25 protein-coding genes and 1 pseudogene are annotated in these 25,353 nt (G+C 68.8%); 14 read left to right on the top strand and 12 right to left on the bottom strand.

Going from position 1 to position 25,353, the window contains the following annotated elements; all coding sequences use genetic code 11:
* The 6 genes and pseudogenes from TY25_RS09670 to TY25_RS09695 all read right to left on the bottom strand — a co-directional run.
* Positions 1-1,191, bottom strand: a 1,191-nt coding sequence (locus TY25_RS09670; RefSeq protein ID WP_042255599.1) for a DEAD/DEAH box helicase, incomplete at its 3' end; no start/stop codon positions are given.
* Positions 1,192-1,376: 185 nt separating this feature from the next.
* Entirely contained in the window at positions 1,377-2,315 is a 939-nt protein-coding gene (locus TY25_RS09675) for a M56 family metallopeptidase (protein ID WP_042255600.1), read from the bottom strand.
* Positions 2,316-2,355: 40 nt separating this feature from the next.
* Positions 2,356-2,656: pseudogene (locus TY25_RS09680) on the bottom strand (BlaI/MecI/CopY family transcriptional regulator).
* Positions 2,657-2,727: 71 nt separating this feature from the next.
* A complete protein-coding gene (locus tag TY25_RS09685; protein WP_042255601.1) occupies positions 2,728-3,603 on the bottom strand; it encodes an ABC transporter ATP-binding protein in 876 nt (291 codons plus the stop codon).
* Positions 3,600-4,685: a FecCD family ABC transporter permease gene (locus TY25_RS09690; protein WP_042255602.1), complete on the bottom strand. Its 1,086-nt coding sequence runs from the start codon at positions 4,683-4,685 to the stop codon at positions 3,600-3,602. Before TY25_RS09690 ends, TY25_RS09685 begins: the two co-directional genes overlap by 4 nt.
* Positions 4,682-5,728, bottom strand: a complete 1,047-nt coding sequence (locus TY25_RS09695; RefSeq protein ID WP_042255603.1) for a FecCD family ABC transporter permease — start codon at positions 5,726-5,728, stop codon at positions 4,682-4,684. Before TY25_RS09695 ends, TY25_RS09690 begins: the two co-directional genes overlap by 4 nt.
* 109 nt (positions 5,729-5,837) lie before the next feature.
* Between TY25_RS09695 and TY25_RS09700 the strand changes: the two genes are divergently transcribed.
* The 6 genes from TY25_RS09700 (at position 5,838) to TY25_RS09725 (ending at position 10,665) form a co-directional block, all read left to right on the top strand.
* The gene (locus tag TY25_RS09700) at positions 5,838-6,548 is read left to right on the top strand and encodes a hypothetical protein (RefSeq protein WP_042255604.1); all 711 of its coding nucleotides are present in this window, start codon (positions 5,838-5,840) and stop codon (positions 6,546-6,548) included.
* A gap of 310 nt (positions 6,549-6,858) precedes the next feature.
* Positions 6,859-7,668 carry a carbonic anhydrase gene (locus tag TY25_RS09705; RefSeq protein ID WP_042255605.1) on the top strand — a complete coding sequence of 270 codons (810 nt, stop codon included), beginning with the start codon at positions 6,859-6,861 and terminating at the stop codon, positions 7,666-7,668.
* Positions 7,669-7,711: 43 nt separating this feature from the next.
* A complete protein-coding gene (locus TY25_RS09710) occupies positions 7,712-8,158 on the top strand; it encodes a PaaI family thioesterase (RefSeq protein ID WP_088607213.1) in 447 nt (148 codons plus the stop codon).
* Positions 8,159-8,239: 81 nt separating this feature from the next.
* Complete coding sequence (locus TY25_RS09715) at positions 8,240-8,542, top strand: urease subunit gamma (RefSeq protein WP_042255606.1); 303 nt, start codon at positions 8,240-8,242, stop codon at positions 8,540-8,542.
* Between the two features lie 13 nt (positions 8,543-8,555).
* The gene (locus TY25_RS09720; protein WP_042255607.1) at positions 8,556-8,870 is read left to right on the top strand and encodes an urease subunit beta; all 315 of its coding nucleotides are present in this window, start codon (positions 8,556-8,558) and stop codon (positions 8,868-8,870) included.
* Between the two features lie 73 nt (positions 8,871-8,943).
* Complete coding sequence (locus TY25_RS09725) at positions 8,944-10,665, top strand: urease subunit alpha (protein ID WP_029899846.1); 1,722 nt, start codon at positions 8,944-8,946, stop codon at positions 10,663-10,665.
* A gap of 109 nt (positions 10,666-10,774) precedes the next feature.
* Here the strand turns inward: TY25_RS09725 and TY25_RS09730 are convergent, their stop codons facing one another.
* Together TY25_RS09730 and TY25_RS09735 are read right to left on the bottom strand one after the other, a co-directional pair.
* Complete coding sequence (locus TY25_RS09730) at positions 10,775-11,296, bottom strand: DUF3558 family protein (protein ID WP_042255608.1); 522 nt, start codon at positions 11,294-11,296, stop codon at positions 10,775-10,777.
* 105 nt (positions 11,297-11,401) lie between these two features.
* Positions 11,402-11,746: an ArsR/SmtB family transcription factor gene (locus TY25_RS09735; protein ID WP_226887359.1), complete on the bottom strand. Its 345-nt coding sequence runs from the start codon at positions 11,744-11,746 to the stop codon at positions 11,402-11,404.
* Between the two features lie 449 nt (positions 11,747-12,195).
* Between TY25_RS09735 and TY25_RS09740 the strand changes: the two genes are divergently transcribed.
* From TY25_RS09740 to TY25_RS09750, 3 genes are all read left to right on the top strand, one after another.
* Positions 12,196-12,384, top strand: a complete 189-nt coding sequence (locus TY25_RS09740; RefSeq protein WP_014984745.1) for a hypothetical protein — start codon at positions 12,196-12,198, stop codon at positions 12,382-12,384.
* Between the two features lie 3 nt (positions 12,385-12,387).
* Positions 12,388-13,332, top strand: coding sequence for a CorA family divalent cation transporter (locus tag TY25_RS41555; RefSeq protein WP_081868784.1), 945 nt, complete (start codon positions 12,388-12,390; stop codon positions 13,330-13,332).
* 82 nt (positions 13,333-13,414) lie between these two features.
* Positions 13,415-14,134: a TetR/AcrR family transcriptional regulator gene (locus tag TY25_RS09750; protein ID WP_052382897.1), complete on the top strand. Its 720-nt coding sequence runs from the start codon at positions 13,415-13,417 to the stop codon at positions 14,132-14,134.
* Between the two features lies 1 nt (position 14,135).
* Here the strand turns inward: TY25_RS09750 and TY25_RS09755 are convergent, their stop codons facing one another.
* The 3 genes from TY25_RS09755 to TY25_RS09765 are packed head-to-tail and all read right to left on the bottom strand — an operon-like array spanning position 14,136 to position 17,490.
* A complete protein-coding gene (locus tag TY25_RS09755) occupies positions 14,136-15,080 on the bottom strand; it encodes an SDR family NAD(P)-dependent oxidoreductase (protein WP_042255611.1) in 945 nt (314 codons plus the stop codon).
* Positions 15,077-16,615 (bottom strand): flavin-containing monooxygenase, encoded by a 1,539-nt coding sequence (locus TY25_RS09760; RefSeq protein ID WP_042255612.1) that lies wholly within the window; start codon positions 16,613-16,615, stop codon positions 15,077-15,079. Before TY25_RS09760 ends, TY25_RS09755 begins: the two co-directional genes overlap by 4 nt.
* Positions 16,612-17,490 carry a metal-dependent hydrolase gene (locus TY25_RS09765; RefSeq protein WP_042255613.1) on the bottom strand — a complete coding sequence of 293 codons (879 nt, stop codon included), beginning with the start codon at positions 17,488-17,490 and terminating at the stop codon, positions 16,612-16,614. The genes TY25_RS09760 and TY25_RS09765 overlap by 4 nt, the downstream gene beginning before the upstream one ends.
* Positions 17,491-17,780: 290 nt before the next feature.
* On the opposite strand from TY25_RS09765, the gene TY25_RS09770 reads away from it, so the two are divergent.
* Entirely contained in the window at positions 17,781-18,068 is a 288-nt protein-coding gene (locus TY25_RS09770; RefSeq protein ID WP_106387040.1) for a hypothetical protein, read from the top strand.
* A 104-nt stretch (positions 18,069-18,172) separates the two neighbouring features.
* Positions 18,173-19,075, top strand: a complete 903-nt coding sequence (locus tag TY25_RS09775) for a S1C family serine protease (RefSeq protein ID WP_042255692.1) — start codon at positions 18,173-18,175, stop codon at positions 19,073-19,075.
* A 56-nt stretch (positions 19,076-19,131) separates the two neighbouring features.
* Here the strand turns inward: TY25_RS09775 and TY25_RS09780 are convergent, their stop codons facing one another.
* Positions 19,132-19,812 carry a TVP38/TMEM64 family protein gene (locus tag TY25_RS09780; protein ID WP_172595838.1) on the bottom strand — a complete coding sequence of 227 codons (681 nt, stop codon included), beginning with the start codon at positions 19,810-19,812 and terminating at the stop codon, positions 19,132-19,134.
* Between the two features lie 183 nt (positions 19,813-19,995).
* Between TY25_RS09780 and TY25_RS09785 the strand changes: the two genes are divergently transcribed.
* Genes TY25_RS09785 through meaB form a run of 3 tightly spaced genes read left to right on the top strand, consistent with a single transcriptional unit; the run spans position 19,996 to position 25,207 of the window.
* A complete protein-coding gene (locus TY25_RS09785) occupies positions 19,996-21,852 on the top strand; it encodes a methylmalonyl-CoA mutase family protein (protein WP_042255615.1) in 1,857 nt (618 codons plus the stop codon).
* Positions 21,852-24,131 (top strand): methylmalonyl-CoA mutase, encoded by a 2,280-nt coding sequence (scpA, locus tag TY25_RS09790; RefSeq protein WP_042255616.1) that lies wholly within the window; start codon positions 21,852-21,854, stop codon positions 24,129-24,131. The genes TY25_RS09785 and scpA overlap by 1 nt, the downstream gene beginning before the upstream one ends.
* Positions 24,128-25,207, top strand: a complete 1,080-nt coding sequence (gene meaB / locus TY25_RS09795; protein ID WP_226887358.1) for a methylmalonyl Co-A mutase-associated GTPase MeaB — start codon at positions 24,128-24,130, stop codon at positions 25,205-25,207. Before scpA ends, meaB begins: the two co-directional genes overlap by 4 nt.
* Positions 25,208-25,353 lie beyond the last annotated feature (146 nt).

Here is a 25,353-nt window from a genome sequence, read left to right on the forward strand (position 1 = left end):
GGGCTGACGCGCGCCGGTGATCTCGATCAGGGTGCGGTCGCCGGGGCGCACCGCGATGCCCTTGATGTCGACGCCGGCTTTGCGGGTCATCGTTTCGACGTCGCGCCGCTCCTCGTCCATCACCAGCGTGACGACCACACCGTCCTCGCCGGCCCGCGCGGTCCGGCCCGCGCGATGCAGGTAGGCCTTCGACTCGGCGGGCGGATCGACATGCACCACAAGGGAAATGCCGTCGACGTGGATGCCGCGCGCGGCGACGTCGGTGGTGACCAGCACCGGCACCGAGCCGTCGGCGAACGCCGCGAGGGTGCGGGTCCGGTTGTTCTGCGCCTTGCCGCCGTGCAGCGCACCGGCCGGGATGCCGACCCCGCGCAGTTGCTTGGCCAGCCGGTCTGCGCCGTGCTTGGTGCGGACGAACATGATGGTCAGGCCCTCGCGCGCGGCGATCTCGGACGCGACGGCGCGCTTGACGAGCTTGTCGCGCACGAAGAGCAGATGGTGGGTCATCGTCGCGACCGACGCGGCGGGCGGCGCGGTCGAATGCGTGACGGGGGAGCGCAGGTAGCGCTTGACGAGCTTGTCCACCTCGCCGTCCAGGGTTGCCGAGAACAGCAGGCGCTGACCGTCTTTCGGGGTCTGGTCGAGCAGCTTGGTGACCTGCGGCAGGAAGCCCATGTCGGCCATGTGATCGGCCTCGTCGAGCGCGGTGATCCGCACGTCGGCGAGCGAGGCGGAGCGCTGCATCACCAGATCGGCGAGCCGGCCCGGGGTGGCGATCAGCAGATCGACGCCGCGGGCGAGGCGGTCGGCCTGCCGCTTGATCGGCGCGCCGCCGACCACCGAGGCGACCCGCAGGCCGAGCGCGAGCGCCGGTGCGTCCAGCGAACGTTCGATCTGCGCGGCCAGCTCGCGGGTGGGCACCAGCACCAGACCGCGGGGGCGGCCCGGCTGGGACGCGGCGCCGGCGAGGCGCGCCAGCATGGGCAGTCCGAAGGCGAGGGTCTTGCCGGATCCGGTCGGGCCGCGGCCGAGCACATCCTTGCCCGCCAGGGCGTCCGGCACCGTTGCGGCCTGAATGGGGAACGGTGCCTCGATGCCGTCGCGCCGCAGTGCCTGTACGAGCACGGCGGGCAGGCCCAGGTCCGTAAATGACACGGTGGGCGCCGCGGCGACGGTGGTCGAGGGGGTCACGAGTGGTGTGTGCCTTTCGTAAGACGGCGTGTTCGCAGGGCAGAACGCGCTGTGCAGAGTGGGTCGGGGCGGTGCACGCTACGGTGCAGCGCGCGCTGCGGACAGCGGGTTTTCGGGATGCAGCGCGAAGGGGCGATGCGGCCGACCGTTCGGTAGGCCAAGTGTCCAGGATACGTCCTATGAGTTCAGCCGCGGAACAGCCGACTCAATTCGACCAGCCAAGGTACCGCGACGGCCAGGGTCGGCACGACCAGAATGGCCGCGGAACCGAGGTAGGCGGCGCTGGCGACGCGCACGTCCCCGATCCGCCCGGTGAGACGCTGGATGCGGATGAGCGTGGTAGGTCCGCCCGCGGCGAGCGCGCCCTGGGGCGCGGTCGACTTGGAACAGGCGACCAGGGCGCGGGCCAGCGGTTTGGGGCCGGTCACCTTCACCGCGGAATCGTCGGCGAGCAGTTCGATCAGCAGTTTCACCGAACCGAGCGCGGCTTTGCTCCGGACCACCCGCGGAAACGCCTCGTGTACCGCGGTGAACGCCTCGAGCACCAGGTCGTGCCGGGCGCGCAGGTGCGAACGCTCGTGACTGACGATCGCGGTGATCTCGGCGTCGTCCAGGTTGGTCAGCGTGCCCTCGCTGATCACCACGCGCTGGCGCAGGCCGGGCAGGCAGTAGGCGATCGGCTCGGTGGCGGCGAGCACGCGGATATCGGCGGCGCGCCGGTGCGGGCCGCTCTGGTCGAGCAGGTCGACGAGCATCCGATGCCGGGCGCGGCGCCGGCGCGTGTGCACGCCGACCCGGACGATCGCGTAGATGAGCCGCGCGCCGACCAGCAGTGTGAGCATGAACACGAAGACGTAGGCGAGCCACAGCGGCAGACCGAGCGCGTCGATCTCCCGGGTGGGGGAGGTGGTGGGCCGGCCGTCCGAACCCGGCACCAGCAGTTCGGCCGCGATGGCCAGTCCGGAGCCGAACGCGCTGAGCACGGCGGCCAGCGCGATCGCCTGCCAGAGCACGACTGCTGCGCGGGGCGTCCGGTATGTCCAGGTCGCCCGGCTGAGCAGGGCCGGGGCAGGCCCCGCGAGAAGCAATGCGAGACCGGCGAATACCGGCGCGGTTGCGTTCATCGACTCAGCTCACTGCGTTGGGGGCAAGGTCACGAGGAGTCTACTGCGGTGGCGGTGTGTCCTCGGATGCTTCGAGCTTAGCGAGTGCCTCCCGCAGCGCGGCAGCCTCATCCTTGCCGACCTGTTCGACGAAGTGCACCAGGGCCGCGGCGCGGCTGCCCGCGGCGTCGGCCTGCTGCAGCGCGTCGACCATCAAACTGGCCACGAGCTCGTCGCGGGTGTGCACCGGCGCGTACCGGTGCGCGCGGTCATGCCTCGTGCACCTGCCGGACGGTCTGCGGTTCGTCGGTTGACCACAATTGGTCCATGACCGCTTTCTCGAGTTCACCAAGTCCTGCCATCCCACAATTTTAGGGACTCAACGACGCCGATGCGTACTACACGGTGTCGTAACTATGGAATAGCTGGTGTGTCATTTGTCATATGCGGCGGATTTGGACATAGCAGGGCCACCTGCTTTACCCACCACGTGCCGGGTGCCGATCGGCACGATCATGGGCCGCCCGGACACCGGATCCTGCAGCACCGAGGCATCCAGATCGAAGACCTCGCGCAGCAACTGCACGTCGATGATGTCGGCGGGACGGCCCTGCGCGACGATCCGGCCGTCGCGCATGACGATCAGCTCGTCGCTGTAGCGGATCGCCAGATTCAGATCGTGCAGCACCATCACCACCGTGCGGCCCAGTTCGGCGTGCAGCCGGTCGACCAGGTCGAGCACGTCCACCGCGTGCGCGAGGTCGAGATAGGTGGTCGGCTCGTCGAGCAGCAAAATATCGGTGCCCTGCGCGAGCGCCATCGAGATCCAGGCGCGCTGGCGCTGGCCGCCGGACAACTCGTCGAGCGCGCGATCGGCGAGATCGGCGATGCCGGTCTGCTCCAGCGCGGTCATCACCTCGGCTTCGTCGTCCACCGACCACTGCCGGAACCAGGACTGGTGCGGATGCCGGCCGCGCGCGACGAGATCGGCGACGGTGAGGCCCTCCGGCGCGACCGGCGACTGCGGCAGCATGCCGATCACCCGGGCCACGTCCTTGGTCTTCATCGTCGAAATGGCCTTGCCGTCCAACAGCACTCGGCCCTGCTGCGGGCGCAGCAGCCGGCCGAGCGAACGCAGCAGGGTCGACTTGCCGCACCCGTTCGGGCCGATCACGGTGGTGATCACGCCGGGCGCGATGTCGAGGGTGAGGCCGTCGACGATCACCCGGTCGCCGTAGCCGAGGCTGACGTCGACGGCGGCGAGCCGAGTCGGCGCCGGCTGCCTGCCGTCCGCGGCATCTGTGGTCATGACAGCGTCGCCTTCCGATTCATTCGCACGAGCAGATAGAGCAGGAACGGGCCGCCCAGCCCGGCGGTGACGATGCCGACCGGAAGGTCGGCGGGGAACACCGAGCGGGACGCGATATCCGCGCCGACCACCAGGATGGCACCGACGAGCGCCGACCCGATCAGCGGTTCGCCAGGGGTGCGCAGCAGCCGGCGGGCGATCTGCGGGGCGGCCAGCGCGACGAAGGCCACGGGCCCGACGGCCGCGGTCGCCACCGAGGAGCTGACCACCGCCGCGCCGATCAGGATCGCCTGCTGGGTCTGGATGCGCACGCCGAGCGAGCGGGTCGTGTCGGTGCCGAGCCGCAGCGCGGCCAGCGTGCGGGCCGAGCCGAGCGCGACCAGCACCACCACGGCGAGTGCGAATGCCGCTGGGAGCAAACGGGATCGATCGGCGTTGTTGAGAGATCCGTTGAGCCACAACTGGACCAGCTGCGCGTCCTGCAGCGTGGCCCGGGTGATCAACCAGCTGATGCCCGCCAGCAGCACGGCATTGATGCCGACGCCGACCAGGACCAGCCGCAGCCCGGTGACACCCTGATCGCCGGTGGGGCTGCGTCCCCAGGCCAGCAGGTAGATGGCCGCGGCGGTGAGCAGGCCACCGGTGAGCGCGGCCAGTGGTGCGCCGATGGTCGCGGCCAGGCCGGTGCCGCCCGCGCCGACGATCACCGTCACCGCGCCGAGGCTGGCGCCCGTGGTGATGCCGAGCATGTCCGGCGCGGCCAGCGGATTGTGCAGGATCGACTGCGTGATCGCGCCCGAAAGGCCAAGGGCCGCACCGACGACCAGGGCGGTCAGCGCCCGGGGCAGGCGCGAATCCAGGACGATGAAGCGCTGCGAGCGGGTGCCGCCGCCGGACAGCACGTCGAGCACCCGGCCGAGGGGGATATGCGAGTCGCCGGTGGCGATGTCGAGGCAGAACAGCAGCAGCATCGCCGCGGCCAGTGCGACGACGATCAGCACCATGGCCGGACGCAGCACGAGCGAGACCGGGCCGACGCGCAGGGCCGGGCGCGCGCTGCGGGTTTTCAACGAGACGGTCACAGGCTCACCAGATTTCGACGGCGCACGAACGCGATGAAGCAGGGCGCGCCGATCAGGGCGAGCATGACGCCGACCTGGAGTTCGCCGGGCCGGGCGACCACTCGCCCGACGATATCGGCGACCATCAGCAGGATCGCGCCGATCAACCCGGAATACGGGATCATCCAACGGAAGTCGGGCCCGGTCACGACGCGCGCGATATGCGGCACGATCAAACCGAGGAAGGCGATCGGCCCGACCGCCGCGGTGGCCGCGCCGGAGAGCAGCACCACCGCGGCCAGCCCGAGGGCGCGGCTGCGGCCGATGTTCACCCCGAGTCCGCGCGCCACCTCGTCGCCGAGGCTCAGCAGGTTCAAGCCGGGCGAGGCGATCACGGCGAGCACGACGCCGGACGCGAGGAACGGCAGCACCTGCCACAGCACCGTGGCGTCGCGGCCCGCGATGGTGCCGACCACCCAGAAGCGGTAGGTGTCCAGCGCGGTGGCGTCCAGCAGCACCACGGCCTGGGTCATGGCTTGCAGGAAGGCGGTGACGGCCGCGCCGGCCAGCACCAGGCTCAGCGGGCTGGCCTTGCCGCCGCCGACGGCCGAGGCGCCGAACACGACGACCCCCGCGAGCAACGCCCCGACGAACGCGAACCAGATGTACTGGTTGGGTGTGGTGAAGCCGAAGAGATAGATGCTGAGCGCGGCGAAAAAGCCTGCGCCCGCGTTCAATCCGAGCAGGCCGGCGTCGGCGAGCGGGTTGCGGGTGTAACCCTGGATGAGCGCGCCCGCCATGCCGAGCGCCACGCCGGTGGCGAGCGCCAGTGCGGTGCGTGGCAGCCGGAGCCCCCGGACGATCTCCTCGGCGGTGGATCCGGCGGGGCAGCTGAACGGGCCACCCGCGCAGGTGAGGGCGTGCTGCACGGCGTCGTAGACGGTGCCGGGCGAGAGCGACCTGGTCCCGATCGCGACGCTCGCGATCGTGGTGAGCAGGAGCAGCGCGGTCAGGACGAGAAGTCCGGTCAGACGCCGCCGCCGTGCGGTCCCAAGCGTGGTCACGGTGACGAACTACTCCTGATTCGGTCTGGCACAGTACTGATTGGTCTGGTAAGCCTAACCTATCTTGCTGTACCCACCGCGACGGCCAACCCCTCAGGAGGTTCGCGCAATGCCAGAGCTCATGACCACCTGCCCGCCACGCCATACGACCATGGCGTTCGATCACGCCTGTGCCAGGTTGCGCGCGTTGCAGCCTGAACATCCGCGCGTGTACGCGGTGGCGGCGATGGCTGAGCAGGGCAAGCGGCGCTGGTGGCGGCTGGCCGACGGGGTGCGGGAGGGGCGCATCGAGCTGATGTACCGGCGGCACGCGGCCGAGATGATCCGCGCCGACGTGGCGGCGGAGGTGGTGGCCACCGCGCTCATCCACGCGGTGGTCGGCCGGGTGACCGCGCTGCTGGTCTCGGAGGGGCGGGCCTGGGATCCGGGGCTGGAGAACCTGTGGATCCACACCGACAACGACGGCGGCATCGACTGGGCGGGCCTGGGCGACACCACGATTCGCGTGGTCGACGGCGATGCGCTGGCGCGTGAGCCGGGTGTGGTGGCGCTGCCGTGCGAGGGTGCGATGTACGTCTGGCTCGCGCATCGGTGCGAACCCTCGCTGACGCTCATCCAGTCGAGCATGGCGCGATACTCGGGTCTGAACCCGCGGCGCTTCTGGCAGCTCGTCGGCGAATCCATCGCGGGCGCTTCGACTTACGTGCCGGACCTGGCGCGGACCGACGCGGTGGTCGGCACCCGGCGTGGTCAGGGCCTGTTGGCGGCGCTGGAGCGCCGGGGATTGCCGGTGCGTCGCACGACGGGCTTGCTTACTTAGGTAAGCCTGACCTATACTCATAACCGGCGTAAGGATTGAGCGAGAGTCCCGAGGGCTGCGGTGACCCCCGATCCATTGCCGCTGAGGGCCTCACCTCCGGGTGGGGCCCTCAGCTCTGTCTGCTGTGACCTATGTCGCTCGGTTCGCCTCTGGCGTGGCGCGAATTCCCGGGTCTAGTGTCGGACGCCGTCGCGGACGTGAATTCTCCTGAACCCCTGGGGGATTCGTCCGATTTCGAGTCGCCGACCATCCGTTTGCGCTGTCCTGCAGACCTTCTCGGCTACTCATCGCGTGCCGAGGAGTGTGCCGGGTGCTCGTCCGAAGATTCTCACGTCGTCGTTGTCTCGCGGGCCTCACCGCCGCGGCGGCGCTGCTACTCGTCTCCGCGTGCGGTGGCCACGATCCGCAATTGCGTAGTCACGTGGCGACACCCAGCGGCCCGCACTGGGATTACGACGCCGAAGGCCCCGACCACTGGGCCGACCTCGACCACGCCTACCTGACCTGTCAGAACGGCCACGAACAGTCGCCGATCGACCTGCCGAGCCACACCCGGCTCGAACCGGACGAGCACATCGACATCGACTATGCGACGGTGCCCGCGCTCGAACTGGTCAACAACGGGCACACTGTGCAGGCCAATCTCCCCGCGGGCAATGGGAATCGGCTCGTCATCGGGGGTGCGGAGTTCGAACTGGCTCAGTTCCACTTCCACCTGCCGAGCGAGCACACCGTCGACGGCGCGGGCACCGCGATGGAGTTGCACCTCGTGCACAAGAACGGCGCGGGCGCTTTGGCAGTGCTCGGCGTGCTGCTGCAGGCCGCGGCCGGGCCGTCGGTCCTCGACCCGATCCTCGCGGCCGCACCGGCGGCGCCGGGTGTCCCGGCCGCGGCCGCCGGTCTCGACCTGCGTGCCCTGCTGCCCGCCGACCTGGACCAATTCCGGTATCGCGGCTCGCTCACCACGCCGCCCTGTAGTGAAGGCGTCTCCTGGACCGTGCTGGAGCATCCGGTCGCGGTGGGGTCGGCCGGCGTCGATCGTTACCGGACGTTGTTCGCGCACAGCAATCGTCCGACGCAACCGCTGTACGGCCGGGCGGTCACGCTGGCGGGCAATTGAGCCAGCGGAGTTCCTCGGCAACCGCTGTGCAACAGTGGACGTCATGACAGAGCAGCAGACCACCATGGGCGATTTCATGGCGGACATCACCCCCGAGCTGATGACGAAGGCGAGCGAGGGCACCTTCACCGACCTGATCGGCCTGCGCTACACCGAGACCACCCCGGATCGGGTGCGTGGCGAGTGGTCCGTCGCGCCGCAGCTCTACCAGCCCGCCGGCATCCAGAACGGCGGCGTGTACTGCACGGTCATCGAAACGCTCGCCAGCGTCGGCGGCGGTATCTGGTACGGCGGGCGCGGCACCGTCGTCGGCGTGAACAACAACACCGACTTCCTGCGTGCGGTGCGCGAGGGCGTCCTCTACGGCGAAGCGACGCCGATCCATCGCGGCCGGCTGCAACAGCTGTGGGTCGTCGTGATCACCGACGACCAGCAGCGGGTAGTGGCCCGGGGCCAGGTGCGGTTGCAGAACCTGCCCGCCGAGCGCTGAGCGGGCGCTCGCGCCGCGCCGCCGGAACGGGCGTGCCAGAATGACCGTCACCCTTGCAACCCGACCCGGTGAGGAGCCCGGATGCGCCTGTCCCCGCACGAGCAGAAACGGCTGCTGCTGAGCTATGCGGCCGAACTGGCCCGGCGCAGACAGGCTCGTGGACTCAAGCTCAACCATCCCGAAGCCGTCGCGCTGATCACCGATCACGTGCTCGAGGGCGCGCGCGACGGTCGCTCGGTCGCCGAACTGATGTCCTCCGGGCGCACGGTGCTCGCGCGCGCCGACGTGATGGACGGTGTGCCGGAGATGATCCACGACGTCCAGGTCGAGGCCACCTTCCCGGACGGCACCAAGCTCGTCACCGTGCACCACCCGATCGCCTAGAAGGACGCGCAGCATGATTCCCGGTGAATACCTCTGCGCGGCGGGGACTATCGCGTTGAACGCGGGCGCGGTGCGGATCGAACTCGACGTGGTCAACACCGGCGACCGGCCGGTGCAGGTCGGCAGCCATGTGCATTTCCCGCAGGCGAACGCCGCGCTGCGCTTCGACCGGGCGGCCGCGCACGGCCACCGGCTCGATATCCCGGCGGGTACCGCGGTGCGCTTCGAACCCGGTCTCGGTCAGCGTGTTTCGCTGGTCCCGCTGGGTGGCACCCGCGAGGTGTACGGCATCAGCGCGAACCCGCCGGGCCGGTTGGACGCCAAGTGAGCAACGACATCGTGGCTGTGCCGCAACCGGATTCGCCCGTCGACTCGGCTGCGCGCCGGACAGGGGAGGCATCGTGACCGAATTGAGCCGGGCCCGCTACGCGGAGCTTTTCGGGCCGACCACGGGCGACCGGATCCGGTTGGCCGACACCGATCTATTGATCGAGATCACCGAAGACCGCAGCGGCGGACCGGGTCTCGCGGGTGAAGAGGCCGTGTTCGGCGGCGGCAAGGTGCTGCGCGAGTCGATGGGGCAGTCGCGCGCCACCCGCGCCGACGGCGCGCCGGACACCGTGATCACCGGTGCGGTGATCATCGATCACTGGGGAATCATCAAGGCCGACATCGGCATTCGCGACGGACGCATCTGCGGCATCGGTAAGGCGGGCAATCCCGACACGATGAGCGGTGTGCATCCCGACCTCGTCGTCGGCCCGTCCACCGAGATCATCTCCGGCAACGGCCGTATCCTCACCGCGGGCGCGATCGACTGCCATGTGCACTTCATCTGCCCGCAGCTGATGGACGAGGCGCTCGGTGGCGGCATCACTACGCTGATCGGCGGCGGTACCGGCCCGGCCGAAGGCAGCAAGGCGACCACCGTGACGCCCGGCGCCTGGCATCTGGCCCGCATGCTGGAGGCCACCGACGGCTGGCCGCTGAACATCGTGCTGCTCGGCAAGGGCAACACCGTCAGCGCCGACGCCATGTGGGAGCAACTGCGCGCCGGCGCGGCAGGTTTCAAGCTGCACGAGGATTGGGGCTCCACCCCGGCCGCGATCGATGCCTGCCTGCGGGTCGCCGACGCCGCCGGGGTGCAGGTGGCGCTGCACTCGGACACCTTGAACGAGGCCGGTTTCGTCGAGGACACCCTCGGCGCGATCGCCGGGCGTGGCATCCACGCCTATCACACCGAGGGCGCGGGCGGCGGGCACGCGCCCGACATCATCACGGTCGCAGCGCATCTCAACGTGCTGCCCAGCTCGACCAATCCGACCCGCCCGCACACGGTCAACACCCTCGACGAGCATCTCGACATGCTCATGGTGTGCCATCATCTCAGCGCGTCCATCCCGGAGGATCTGGCGTTCGCGGAGAGCCGGATCCGGCCGTCCACCATCGCCGCCGAGGATCTGCTGCACGATCTCGGCGCGATCTCCATGATCGGCAGCGATTCCCAGGCGATGGGACGCATCGGCGAGGTGGTGCTACGTACTTGGCAGACCGCGCACGTGATGAAACGCCGCCGCGGCGCGCTGCCCGGCGACGGCGCCGCCGACAATGCCCGGGTGCAGCGCTACATCGCGAAATACACCATCTGCCCGGCCGTCGCGCACGGCCTGGACCACGAGATCGGTTCGGTCGAGGTCGGTAAGCTGGCCGATCTGGTGCTGTGGGAGCCCGCCTTCTTCGGGGTGCGCCCGCACGCCGTGCTCAAGGGCGGCGCGATCGCCTGGGCCGCGATGGGTGACGCGAACGCGTCCATCCCGACCCCGCAGCCCGTGCTCCCGCGTCCCATGTTCGGCGCCGCCCCGCTGGCCGCCGCCGCCACCTCCCTGCATTTCGTCTCCGAGCAGGCGATCGAGGACGGCCTCGCCGACCGCCTGCGCGTGCACCGAAAACTGGCCCCCGTCAAGAACGTTCGCGCCCGCACCAAGACCGACATGCCGCACAACGACGCCATGCCCCGCATCGAAGTGGACCCCGACACCTTCACCGTCCGCATCGACGGCGAAGTCTGGACCGAACAACCCGCCACCGAACTCCCCATGGCCCAACGCTATTTCCTCTTCTGAGCGGGCGACCGGGTGTCCCGCCCCGCTGTTGTCGCAGGAGCGTCCCTATCCGGCTACGGACGAGCTGCTGGGGCGCCTTCGTCCGTGAACGGTGTGGGTCACCATTCGTCTAGGGGGAGAGGTCGACCATGAGGGTGGCCAGTTGGAGGGCGGCGGCGCAGGGGTTCAGTTGCGTGGACTGGGTGCGGTTCTGGATGCGCCAGATGATGGCGCCGTTGGCGGCTGCGGCGACGGCGCAGTCGCCGGGGTCGTGCGGGTTGCGGATGTAGAAGGCGGTGGCGGTCACCGTGCCGAGCACGTGCTTGGTGATCACCATGTGCTCGGTTTCGAAGCCGTCGGCGCGGGCGCGGTCCCAGATCTGCTGGAGTGAATCGCGGGCCGAGAAGGTGAAGCTGACGCCGGCGTCGCCGTCGCCGATCTGGGCGTCCCAGAGACAGGCCTGCGGCGTGTGGTGCGCGAGCAGCGCGGTGGCCCGCACGGCGTCGCGGATCTGATCCGTGGTCACCGGGGCACAGTCGGCGTAAGGGTGGGCGGTGACGGCGGGTGCGGCGTCGGGCGGGGGAGTACCGCATGCGGCCAGGAGTCCGGCGAACGCGGCGAATCCGGCGATGCGGGCAGCGAACGGCTTCATCACCGCCCCTTTTCTGGATCGATCTCGGGTCAGACCAGGTGACGGTACCGAGACACGCCGAACGAGGCCACCTGAGCAGGGGCGATCTTGCTCACTCCTGGTCGGTCAGCGCTCGGACGTGGAGCCCGGCAGCGCACCACCGCGCAGCCGGTGATGCCGGAACGCGAGGCGCACGATATCGGCGATACCGGAATCGGCGATCGAATAGACATTGCGTCTGCCCGCTTTACGCATATTCACCAAACCGGCCAGTCGGAGTTTTGCGAGATGCTGACTGACCGCGGGTACGGTTTGACCGATCTCGGTGGCGAGGGTACCGACATCGCGGTCGCCCTGGCTCAGCAGCCACAGGATCTGCAGCCGGGCGGTAGCCGCGAGCATGCCGAAAACCGCTGCCGCGTCCTGTAGTTCCGCCGCCGGGATGAGGTCCGGCTCGCCGTGTTCGGTCACGTCCGCCTCCAACCTGCCCGTAGCGTGGCACGGAGTCGAATACTTGCGCAACTGATTGACGAACACCGGTCACCGGGTTTCTAATTATGGGTGCGCAATTCTGCGTGGATGAGCAACCAACGAAGCGGGGTGAGCGGCTGATGCCGGTTGACAGTATCGACGTCTCCAGCAGGTTCGCCTCGGCGAAACGGGTTGTGCCGGTTCGTCGTTGATCTGCCCGCGCGATCCGGGCCGGTAGCGGCCCGCCGATCGCCCGACGCGGCACCGGATTTCGACATTCTTCGACCGACAGGTCGGCGCACGAGGCGCGGACCTGTGCAGTAGGCGCGTCCGTCTCCGGCGGCCGCGCCGAGGCCCGGGCGCGACTCGATGCCGCGTGCGCGCGGGCGCCGGACTCGCGTGGAGCGGGCCGCAGCCGCACCAGACGTCACGAAGTATTGGAGTTCGCCATGGCGACCATGTTCAAGAGAGCCGAAACACCGCACCGCGCACCGAATCTGGAGCGTCAGGCGATCTGGTTCACCATCGGGCTCTATCTGCTGATCAGTGTCGGACTGCTGACCATGCACTACGCGCACCCGCAGGGGCCGGTCGGTTCGTCGTCGGTTTCGCCCGCCCACTCCTCCTACGGACGCTGACCGATGCGGCCCACCAGCGGCGTCACGGCCGCCGACCGTTTCGATACCGAAGTCCTGCAACAACATTGGATTCCGTTGGCGGCCGCCGACGCGGAGACCGCCGCGGTGCTGCGCGAGCGGCTCGGCGTCGATTTCGCCGCCGCGCGCCAGCGGGTCTGGGAAACCGACAACTTCCTCTATCTGCCGGTGGTGGCCAACTACAAGCGCGGCGACGCGATCGAACGCGAGACGATCGTGTTCGCGCTCGGCGCCGAATTCCTGGTGACCCTGCAACCGGACGAGCATTTCGTGCCGTTCGACAAGGCCATCGCGAAGATGCGGCGCAATCCGGCGCTCACCGGTTCCGCGCACGGTGTCATGTACGCGCTGCTGTGGGCGCTCAACGAGGCGTCCGAGCGGGTCATCTACTACGCCAGCGACGCGCTGGAGGCGATGAACGACGAGATCGAGATGGCCACCAACGGTTACGATCAGCGCGGCCGCGAGATCGGCGTCGCCGACATGCGCGGCACCATGTCCCGGATGAACGCCGCCGAGGAGATCGTCTCGCGCACGCAGGAGACCCAGCTCCAATTGGCCCGTGCGGCACGGCATCTGATGGCCGATATCGCCGTGCACAGCGCCGAGCTGGAGAGCCTGATCGCCATCCTGATCGCCGATATCGACGGCGTGAAGCAGCATGCCGGCTTCGAACACGACAAGGTGCGGTATCTGCAGCAGTCGGTGATGACCTGGCTCGACGTCAAACAGAACCAGATCGTGAAGGTGTTCACCATCATCACCGCGGTGTTCCTGCCGCCGACGCTGATCGCCACCTTCTACGGCATGAATTTCACCTGGATGCCGGAGCTGGAGTGGCAGCACGGCTTCCTGGCGACCACGCTGATGACCTTGGTGGCGGCCGTGATTCCGCTGGCCTACATCAAACGCAAAGGCTGGCTGCGCTGATCTTGCCAAACCGCCCGTGGCAGGCGCGCGGCTCGCGGCCTGAATGCCGTGGTCCGGCGCGTCGTTCCATATCATGACAAGCATGACGGCCGCCGGTAGCAGTTCGCCCGCGGCACCGCGCCCGGACGCCAGGACCGAACGCTGGCGTGCGCACCGGGAGCAGGTGCGCGGCGAGTTCGTCGACGCCGCGTTCCGGGCGCTCGTCGCGCACGGGCCCGATGTGAGCATGGACGATATCGCGCGGGCCGCCGGGTGTGCCAAACCCAAGCTGTACCGGCATTTCGCGGACAAGACGGATCTGTACCTGGCGATCCTCGAACGGGTGCAGAGCACGCTGTGGGAGCGTGTGCTGGCCCGGATCAGCCTGACCACCGATACCCTCGCCCATCTGCTGCACACCGCCATCGCCGAGTACGTCGCGGTGGTCGAGGAACAGCCCGACGTGTTCCGTTTCCTGGTGCACAGCAGGATGGCCCAGCAGGCCGAGCAGCCCGAGCGCGCGATCGAGGTGGCGCAGCGCTCGGCCCTGCTGGCCGCTCAGCTGATCGAGGAGCGCCTGGCCGGGCAGGACGTCGACACCGGCAGCCTGGAGCTGACCGCGTACGCCATCTTCGGCGCGGTCGGCTCGGCCACCGACTGGTGGCTCGGTGCCAACCGGGCCCGCACCGAGGTGATGTCCACCGAGCGGTTCGCCGAGCATGTCGGCATCATCGCCCAGGGCATGCTCGACGGCGTCGCCCGGTTGAACAACCTGCCGATCGACGTCGATCAGCCGGTGCACCTCGCGTTCCGGACGGAGTGAGTCACGACACCTCGACCTGTGCCGAAACCTGCTGCGGGGCAGTCGGAATCGGGCGCCCCGGGTCGAGCAGGCGCAATGCCCGCCGGCCGATCCGTTCCATCCGTGCGAGATCCAGGGGCTGGGCGATCCGCCGATTCACGCCCGGCGCGATGCGCAGCAGGAAGTAACCCAGCCACGCCTCGGCCCGGACCGGTACGACCGCCAGGTCGTAGCGCACCGCCCGCTGGGCCGCCCGCGCCACCAGATCCGGACTCAGCGGCGAGAAGGGTAGTTTTGCAACGACTTCCTGGACCTGCCTGGCCAGTTCCTTTCCGCGCGTGACGAGTTCCTGATCGACGCCGACCGTCACGGCGTGTTCGCCGATATTGGTGTTGATCACCCCGGGACAGATCGCGCTGACGCCGATGCCCTTGGGCCCGAACTCGAGTCGCAGGCATTCGGTGAGCATCTTCACCCCGGCCTTGGACACCGAGTAGGCCGACATCACCGGTGTCGGCGTGAACGCGGCCGCCGAGGCGATGTTCACGATGTGGCCGCGGGTGCCGTTGTCGATCATCTGCTTGCCGAACACCCGGCAGCCGTGCACCACCCCGAACAGGTTGACGCTCAGCTGGCGCTCCCAGTCGGCGGGGGACAGGTCCACGAACGCGCCGCTGACCAGCATGCCCGCATTGTTGACCAGCACATCCGGCACGCCGTGATCGGCCAAGACGTTGCGGGCGAACGTTTCCCAGGCGTCCGGATCGGTCACGTCCAGTTCGACCGCGCTCGCTCGCCTGCCCTGAGCGTGGATCATGGCCGCGGTGGCGTGTGCTGTATCGGGGTCGAGGTCGCAGACCACGACGTGGGCGCCCGCCTTGGCGAACCGGAGCGCGATCGCCCGGCCGATGCCGCTGCCGGCCCCGGTTACCACGACCAGTTCGGGCCGGATATTGGTGCGTCTCATGCGGATTCCTCGAGGATCACGCCCGTGTGGCGGGCCGGGGCGGGTTGCCGATAGTGGTAGTTGTCGAGATCGAAATGCCGGTTGTGCCAGTACATCTCGCCGTGCGTTGACGGACGGAACGGCGAATCACCGTGACTGTTGATGTAATAGGTGTTCGACCCTGCGCAAGCCGAGGTGAACAGGAAGTTCTTCTCCTGTCGTTGCAGGCATTTGGCGAAGTACGCGTCGTGGGCCTGCTGACTGATCTCGCACTCGGTGGCGCCGCGCCGCTTGGTCTCGGCGATGGCCCGGCTCAGGTGCGCCGCGGTGGCCTCGATCATCCAGATGTAGGAGCCGAGCACGAAACCGTAGGGTCCGGTGATGGTGAACATGTTCGGGAACCCGGGCACCGAGACGCCCTGGTAGGTCTGGAACCGGTGCCGGTCCCAGAATTCGCCGAGATCGCGCCCGTCGCGGCCGGTCACCGGGAAGGGCGGGACCGAATCCTTCTCCCACAGTTTGAATCCCGTGGCGCAGATCAGCACATCGATCGCGTGTTCGTTGCCGTCGACGGTGGTGATGCCGCGCTCGCCGATGAAGCCGATCGGCTCGGTGACCAGGCTGACGTCGGGGCGATTGAACGTGGCGAGATACTCGTTCGACATGGACGGGCGCTTGCAGCCCAGGCCGTAGGCCGGAATCAGCTTCTCCCGGACGACCGGATCGTGCACTTGGGCGCGCATCCAGCGGCGGGCCGGGATCTCGGCCAGCCTGCGTCCCGCGTCCGCGAGCCAGGTGGGGCCGACGACCATCCCGCCCATGCCCACCTCGGTGGCGACCGTGCCGAGCATGCGGATCCCCGAACGCAGCCAAGGCCGCCCGAGGATCGCACGACCGAGTGGGCCCACCGCCGCATCGGTTTTCGGGAAGACCCAGATCGGCGTGCGCTGGAACACGCTCAGATGGGCCACCTCGTCGACGATCGCGGGCACCAGTTGCAGGGCGGTCGCGCCGGTGCCGATCACCGCCACCCGCTTGCCCGCCAACGCCACGTCGTCGTCCCACAGCGCGGTGTGCATCAGCGTGCCGCCGAAGTCGTGCAGGCCCGGGATGTCCGGCAGCTTCGGGCGTTCCAGCCCGCCGATCGCCATCACCACGTGGCGGGCGGTGAGCGTGCGCCCGCCGTCGGTGCCGAGCATCCACAGGCGCTCGCCCTCGTCGTACACCGCGGACACGATGGTGGTGTTCAGCCGCAGCTTGGGCCGCAGCCCGTACTTGTCCACCATGCCGTCGGCGTAGTCGCGTAACTCGCTGCCGGGCGCGAAGATTCGCGACCAGTCGCCGCGCTGCTCATAGGAGAAGCTGTAGATGAACGAGGGGATGTCCACCGCGACACCCGGATAGGTGTTGGCGTGCCAGGTGCCGCCGACCCGATCCCACTTGTCCACGATGACGAAGTCGTGAATGCCCTTGCGCTGCAGAGCGATACCGGCGCCGATGCCGCCGAAGCCCGCGCCGACCACGATCACCTCGTGGTCGGGACCGCCCGCGCTCATCGGAGGTGGCCGACGAGGGAGCCTTCGGCGCCGAACAGCTCCTGCTGCCAGCGCTGCAAGAGCTCGCGCGAGTCGATGTCGTCGGGGTGGAAACCGGGCCGCAGGTACAGCACCAGTTCCCGGCCGAGGCCACGGAACACCGGGCCGCGGAACAGCGTGAAGGCCTCTTTGACCAGGCTCAGCGGATACCGCCGGGCGTCCGGGTCGCGACTGAGCGACATGGTCAGGCCGACCGCGGTGAACGGGACGGTGAGCGCGACCAGGGTGGCCATGGTGAGGATGCGCATCGTCTCGGTGCCGCCCACCGCGCGGTAGACGTCGAAGGCGACCGACTTGTGCTCCAGCTCTTCGAAGGCGTGCCAGTTCAACAGGTTTCGCACTTCTTCGTCCCCGGCCAGGGCCTGGATCTCCGGGCTGGACAGCACCCGTTCGGCGAGCACCGCCGTGTAGTGCTCGGCCGCCGCGGTGGCGGCCAGGTGCAGGTGCGCGGGGATGCGCTGTTCGAAGCGCTTCTGCCGCTCGACGACGCTCGGGGCGTCGAGCCATTCGATGGGATAACCCATTTCGACGAGCCGGTCGTTGAGCCGCCGATGTTCGCGGCCGTGGGTCGCCTCCTGCCCGATGAATCCGGACACCCGCTCCTTCAACACCGGATCGGTGATCTGATCGGCGAACCGCCGTACCGAGCGGATGAACGACTCCTCGCCGGGCGGGAAGCCCGCGGAGAGCCCGGCGATGAAATGGCTGAACACCATGTCGCCGCCCGCGTAGTACTTGGCCATCGGAACCGGCTCGCCGAAGCGGAATCTGATCCGCCGCGCCTTCGGATAGCCGCTGCCCGTGCGTTGCGCTGTGCGCACCCGTTGGTCGGTCATTTCGCACCTCATTGAGCTCGGTACCGTCAGTATGCGGTACTACTAGTACGATACCGTCTCAGACGGTTTGGGCAAGAGGTGTTCGGGAACGACTGTCCACCGCCGGGAATCGCCGAGCGGTACGGCCGCGGCCAAATGTTTGCTGAGAGGTTGCAGAGTTCCGGAAAACGGGTTACGTTCGTCCAGGACGGATAGTCGTAAGTGCCCTAGCTTTTCGAGAAGTCCCGGGAGCATCTGATGAGGAACCGACTTGTAGCTGCAACATTGCTCCATGGCAGGGCGTGAACGGCATGACCATGATGATCACGCCGCAGGACGACCTGCTGGCCACGAATGAATTCCTACGCGACGGCGTGCGCTTCGGCGTGACGATCGGCCGGCCGCAGCCCTATCCCGCCGGGGCGGGCTGGCGCTGCCGGGTCCGCGTCGAATGCGGAACGAGCCGCCTCGAACAGTCCCAGGTGGTCGCGCCCACCGCCCATGAGGTCTTGGAGCTGGCGCTCGAGCTGGTGACCAACCGCCTCGCCATCACCCAGGCGGAGTTCTTCGAGGGCGCGACGGTAGCCCCGCGCACCTAGGATCGCGCCCGAAGTCGGTGCGGCCGCGGCGATCTGCGGGCATCCTGTAAGGGTTGATGCAGACCTGAACAGGGGTGGTGGCTGCCGTGGACGACGATGCCGCGATGGATGCCTATTCACGTACGGTGATCTCGGTGGCCGCGTCGGTCACGCCCCATGTGGCGAGCGTGCGGACGCGCCGGGGGAGCGGATCGGCGGTGGTGTTCACCGACGACGGGTTCATGCTGACCAACGCGCACGTGATCGGGTCGGCCGACGGTGGTGAGGTGGTCTTCGCCGACGGCGTGGAGTCGAAATTCGAGGTGGTCGGCATCGATCCGCTCTCCGATCTGGCCGTGCTGCGCGCGCGGAACGGCGCGCCCGGCGCGGTGGAACTCGGTGACGCGGACGAACTCGTCGTCGGGCAGCTGGTGGTCGCCGTGGGCAGCCCACTCGGCCTGGCGGGGTCGGTCACCGCGGGTGTGGTGAGCGCGCTCGGACGGGCCGTACCGGTGGCGTCCCGGCGCGCCGGGCGGGTGATCGAAGACGTCATCCAGACCGATGCCGCGCTCAATCCCGGCAATTCCGGTGGGGCGCTGTCCGATTCGGCCGGTCGTGTGGTCGGCATCAACACCGCTGTCGCCGGTATCGGTCTGGGCCTTGCCATTCCGATCAACGCGACGACCCGCCGCATCATCGGCACCCTGCACACCGAAGGCCGGGTACGCCGCGCCTATCTCGGGCTCGTCGGCATGCCCGCGCCGCTGCCCGCGCCGGTGGCGCAACGGACCGGCCAGGCCGCCGGGGTGCGCATCATGGAGGTGGTGCGCGGCGGCCCCGCGGATGCCGCAGGCTTGCGCCGCGGCGATCTGGTGCTCAGTGTCGCGCGGGCGGAAGTCCGTGACGCGCAAGGCATTCAACGACAGCTGTTCGCCGACGCGATCGGTACCAAGCTCCCCGTCACGGTGCTGCGCAACGGCGCGATGGTCGACGTGATCGCGGTCCCCATCGAACTCACCGTCGACTGATCGCCGATCTGTTTTCCGGCGCGCCTTCTGGTTTGCCGGAGCGGGAACGCGGGCGGCTATTCGGCGGCGGCAGCGACCGGTTCCGGTTCCGGCGTGGGCTCGGTGGTCATCCGGGCATCGATGACCAGACCCGCGATGCCGATCGCGATCAGAACGCAGGAGAACACGATCATCGCCGGGTGGGTGTCGCCGGTGAGCGCGTCGCCGAGGATCACCGTGCCGACCGTACCGGGCAGCACGCCGAGCAGGGTGGCGATCATGTACGGCCAGAAGCGGATCGAGGACAATCCGGCGCAGTAGTTGATCACCGAGAACGGTACGGCCGCGATGAGCCGCAGCGAGCCGACCGCGAGCCAGCCCCGCCGCCGCAGCCGGTCGTCGACGGCACGAACCGCCGGATGGGTGAGCCGGGACGCGACCTGTTCGCGGTCCAGCGCCCGCACCAGCAGGATGGCAAGTGCGGCGCTGACCGACGTCGCGCCGACCGCGAGCGCGATGCCGAGCACCGGACCGAACAGCAGCCCGGCGCTGACCGTGAACACGGTGCGCGGAATCGGCGCGACCGTCACCAGCGCGTGCACCACGAAGAACAGCAGCGGAAAGATCGGTCCGACCGAGCCTGCCCAGTCCTGGATCTGCTGCGGGCTCGGCAGCGGAACCAGCAGCGCCGCCACGAAAAGCGCCGCCGCGCCGACGAGCAGCGCGAGCACTCGCGGGTCACGGATCAGCCTGGTCACCGGGGCCAGATTACCGGGTGGTAGTGGTACTAGGGAGCAACGCGTGCGGCGGGTGCCGCTAGCATCAGAAGAAACGGGACGAATGCTCGTTAACCAAAGTGGTCGCTGAACAGGGCGAATGCGGAGGTTTTCGGCACAAACCACGGGTGCGCCTGCAGTCGAGTGGAAGAGGAACAGCAAGCTATGCCGATTGCTTCAGAGCCCGGGACGGAACCGGTGCCCGAGTATGCCGCGTGGCGCAAGGGTGTGGCGGGGGTGCTGGCGAAGGTCCGGCGCGTCGACATCGCCGATCTGCCCGAGGAGCCCGAGCAGCTCCTCGATGAAACCACCTACGACGGGCTGACGATAGCGCCGTTGTACACGCGCCGGAACGAACGGCCGGAACAGCCGCTGCCCGGCACGTTCCCGTTCGTGCGGGGCGGCGACGCCACCCGCGACGTGCACCGCGGCTGGCATGTGAGCGCCTACTTCGGCGGCTCCGACACGGCAGCGGTCAATCGCGAAATCATGGCCGGGCTGGAGAGCGGGATCAGCGCGCTGTGGCTCGGCGTCGGTGAGCGTGGCGTCGCCGTCGCGGACCTGCCCGCCACCCTCGCCGGCGTGCTGTTCGATCTCGCGCCGCTCACCCTGGATGCGGGCGAGGTCACGGCCGAGGCGGCCGCGCAGGTGTTCGCGGTGCTCGACGGTTACGACGCGACCGACCGCGCGCAGATTCGCGTCTCGCTCGGCGCCGCACCGCTGACCAGTCGCTTCGCCGAGCGCGGCGATCTCGGCCTGACCGAGACGATCACGCTGGCCGAGACGGCGGCCGGCCGTGCGGAGACGGTGCGCGCGATCACCGTGGACGGCACCGCCTTCCACGACGCGGGCGCCTCGGACGCACAGGAACTGGGTGCCGCGGTTGCCGCGGGCCTGGCGTATCTGCGTGCGCTCACCGAGCGCCTGGACATCGCGGATGCGCTGGAGCAGTTGGCCTTCCGATTCGCGGCCACCGACGACCAGTTCGCCACGGTCGTGAAGTTCCGTGCCGCGCGGCAACTCTGGGCCCGGGTCGCGCACGTGTGCGGTGCGCCCGATTTCGGTGGCGCCCCGCAGCACGCGGTGACCTCCGCGGCCATGATGACCCAGCGCGACCCGTGGGTGAACCTGCTGCGCACCACCCTCGCGGCCTTCGGCGCCGGGGTCGGCGGCGCGGACTCGGTGACCGTGCTGCCGTTCGATTCGGCGTTGCCCGCCGGGGAACTCGGCGTCTCGAAGTCGTTCGCGGACCGCATGGCGCGCAACACTCAGCTGCTGCTGCTCGAGGAGTCGCGGCTCGGGTTCGTACAGGACCCCGCGGCGGGCTCCTGGTACGTCGAGGACTACACGAGCGAACTCGCCGCGAAGGCGTGGGAATTCATGCAGGAGATCGAGGCGGCCGGCGGTTATCTCGCGGCGCTGGACTCCGGTCTGCTGGCCGAGCGCATCGCCGCCACCAAGGCGGCCCGCGATGCCGATGTCGCACACCGGAAGACGGCCGTCACCGGGGTGAACGAATTCCCGAACCTGGCCGAGCAGCCACTGTCCGAAGCCGCCAGGCAGGCCGGTCGCGTCGCCCGCTACGGCGCGGCGTTCGAGGAGCTGCGCAACCGCTCCGACGCCTACCTGGCCGCGCACGGCGCCCGGCCGAAAGCGCTGCTGGTGCCGCTGGGTTCGGTCGCCGAGCACAACGTGCGGGTGACCTTCATCGCGAACCTGCTGGCCTCCGGCGGGATCGAATCGATCAATCCGGGACCGCTGGCGATCGACGGAATCGCCGCCGCTGCAACCGAAGCCGGTGCGCCGATCGCGGTGCTCTGCGGTGCGGACAAGCGCTACGGCACCGAAGCCGGTGCGGCGGTGGCGCAATTGCGCGCCGCCGGGGTGGAAACGGTGTTGCTGGCCGGTGCTGCGAAAGCGGTCGCCGAATTGAGCGACGCACAACGACCTGACGGATTCCTCGCGGCAAAGATCGATGCGGTCGCGGCGCTGTCCGGCCTGTTGGAGAAGGTGGGAGCCTGATGACGACCAGGGAAATCAAACACGTGGTAGGCAGTTTCGCCGAGGTTCCGTTGACGGACCCGGCCGCCGCACCCGCCGCGGTGGACGCCGCGCAGGTCGACGCCTACGTGCGCGAGGCCGCCGCGGCGAACCACTACGCGCCCGAGCAGTTGACCTGGTCGACGCCCGAAGGCATCGACGTGCCACCGGTGTTCACCAGGGCCGACCGGGATGCCGTTGTGGCCGAGGGGTATCCGCTCGACACCGTGCCGGGCGTCGCGCCGTTCGTGCGCGGGCCCTACCCGACGATGTACGTCAATCAGCCGTGGACCATCCGCCAGTACGCCGGCTTCTCCACCGCCGCGGACTCGAATGCCTTCTACCGCCGCAACCTGCAGGCCGGGCAGAAGGGCCTCTCGGTCGCGTTCGACCTGGCGACGCACCGCGGTTACGACTCCGATCACCCGCGCGTGCAGGGTGACGTCGGCATGGCCGGTGTCGCCATCGACTCGATTCTCGACATGCGTCAGCTCTTCGATCACATCCCGCTGGATCAGGTCAGCGTGTCGATGACGATGAACGGCGCGGTGCTGCCCATCCTCGCGCTGTATGTCGTCGCGGCAGAAGAGCAAGGCGTCGCGCCCGAGCAGCTGGCCGGAACCATTCAGAACGACATTCTGAAAGAGTTCATGGTCCGCAACACCTACATCTATCCGCCCAAGCCCTCGATGCGGATCATCTCCGATATCTTCGCCTACACCAGCGCCAAGATGCCGAAGTTCAACTCGATCTCCATCTCCGGCTACCACATTCAGGAAGCGGGCGCGACCGCCGACCTGGAGCTGGCCTACACCCTCGCCGACGGTGTGGAGTACATCCGGGCGGGGATCGACGCGGGCATGGCGGTGGACAAGTTCGCGCCGCGGCTCTCGTTCTTCTGGGCGATCGGCATGAACTTCTTCATGGAGGTCGCCAAGCTGCGCGCCGGACGGCTGCTGTGGAGTGAACTGGTCGCGAAATTCGAGCCGAAGAGCGCGAAATCGCTGTCCTTGCGCACGCATTCGCAGACCTCGGGCTGGTCGCTCACCGCGCAGGACGCCTACAACAACGTGGCCCGCACCTGCATCGAGGCGATGGCCGCGACCCAGGGGCACACCCAGTCGCTGCACACCAACGCGCTGGACGAGGCGCTGGCCCTGCCGACGGACTTCTCCGCGCGCATCGCGCGCAACACCCAGCTGCTGATCCAGCAGGAGTCCAACACCACCCGTCCGGTCGACCCGTGGGGCGGTTCGTATTACGTCGAATGGCTGACCCATCAGCTGGCCAACCGGGCTCGCGCGCACATCGAAGAGGTGGAAGCGCACGGCGGCATGGCCCAGGCGATCGGCGAGGGCATCCCGAAGCTGCGCATCGAAGAGGCCGCGGCCCGCACCCAGGCCCGGATCGACACCGGTCAGCAGCCGGTGATCGGGGTCAACAAGTATCAGGCCGAAGAGGATCAGCAGGTCGAGGTCCTCAAGGTGGAGAACTCGCGGGTGCGCGCCGAGCAGATCGAGAAGCTGCGCCGGCTGCGCGCCGAACGGGATGCGGGCGAGGTCGAGCGGGCGCTCGCCGAATTGACCAGGGCCGCGGCGTCTTCCGAGGGCGGCATGGCGAACAACCTGCTCGCCCTGGCCATCGACGCCGCCCGCGCCAAGGCCACGGTCGGTGAGATCTCCGACGCGCTGGAGCAGGTGTACGGCAGGCACCAGGCGGAGATCCGTACGCTTTCCGGTGTGTACCGCGACGAGGCAGGCAAGGTCACCAACATCACCACCGCGAGCGATCTGGTCGAGGAGTTCGCCGAGGCGGAGGGTCGTCGTCCGCGCATCCTGGTCGCGAAGATGGGACAGGACGGCCACGACCGCGGACAGAAGGTGATCGCCACGGCCTTCGCCGACCTCGGCTTCGACGTCGACGTGGGCCCGCTGTTCCAGACCCCCGAAGAGGTGGCGCAGCAGGCGGCCGACAACGACGTGCACGTCGTCGGTGTGTCGTCGCTGGCGGCCGGCCACCTCACGCTGGTGCCCGCCCTGCGGCAGGCACTGGCCGAGGCGGGGCGGCCCGACATCATGGTCATCGTCGGCGGTGTGATCCCGCCGGACGACTTCGCCGCGCTGTACGAGGCGGGCGCGGCGGCGATCTTCCCGCCGGGCACCGTCATCGCCGATGCCGCGATCGACCTGCTGAAGAAGCTCGCGCACGAGCTCGGTCACGAAATCGGCAGCGGCGCCGACGAATCCGCCGCCACCGAATGACCGGTCGGGACACTCCCGTGACCGCTGGTGACCTTCGGGCGGGTTCGCCCCCCGAAGGTCGCCGCCCGTCGCGCGGCCGGGCGATCGACGTCGACGCGTTGGCGAAATCGATCCAGGCCGGCGAGCGGGCCGCGCTGGCGCGGGCGATCACCCTGGTCGAATCGACTCGTTCGGATCACCGCGACCTCGCCCAGCAGCTGCTGCTGCGGCTGACCCCGGAGGCGCACAGTTCGGCGACCGCGAATGTATCGAATCGGGTTGGTATCACCGGTGTTCCGGGCGTCGGCAAGTCGACCTTCATCGACGCGCTCGGCATGGACCTGATCGGCAAGGGGCATCGCGTCGCGGTGCTCGCGGTCGATCCGTCCTCCACCCGCACCGGCGGCTCCATCCTCGGCGACAAGACCCGGATGGCGCGATTATCGGTGGAGCGCAACGCCTATATCCGGCCCTCGCCCACCGCGGGCACGCTCGGTGGCGTGGCGAAGGCGACCCGCGAGACCATCGTGCTGCTCGAGGCCGCCGGTTACGACGTCATCCTGGTGGAGACCGTCGGCGTCGGCCAGTCCGAGGTGACCGTCGCCAACATGGTCGACGTGTTCTGCTTCCTCACCCTGGCCCGCACCGGAGATCAATTGCAGGGCATCAAAAAAGGTGTGCTGGAGTTGGCCGATCTGGTGGCGGTGAACAAGGCCGACGGCAAGCACGAGCTGGAGGCGAAAGCCGCCGCCCGCGAACTGACCGGCGCCCTGCGCCTCATCCATCCGCACGACGCGCTCTGGCGCCCACCGGTACTCACCATGAGCGGCCTGGAAGGCGTTGGCCTGGACAAGTTCTGGGACACCGTCCTGCAGCACCGCCGCGTCCTCACCGACGCGGGTGAATTCGACGAAAAACGCCGCCGCCAGCAGATCGACTGGACCTGGACCATGGTCCACGACCAACTCCTACGCCGCCTGGCCGACAACCCCCACGTAAAAGCCATCCGCACCGAAGTGGAAGCCCAAGTCCGCGAAGGAACCCTCACCGCCGCCCTAGCCGCCGAACAACTCCTGCGCGCCTTCGACACCCGCTGACCGTATTGCGAACGGGTTGACGATGATTGCCGCGGTGTCCTCGAAATCTTTGACGTTGCGGGTGACTACGGTGCGGCCGGGGGTCAGGGCGGTGGCGGCGATGAGGCCGTCTGATCGATGAGGCGGAACGTCCCGCACGCCGCCGC

Source organism: Nocardia brasiliensis NBRC 14402 (assembly GCF_000308475.2).
Lineage (GTDB): Bacteria > Actinomycetota > Actinomycetes > Mycobacteriales > Mycobacteriaceae > Nocardia > Nocardia brasiliensis.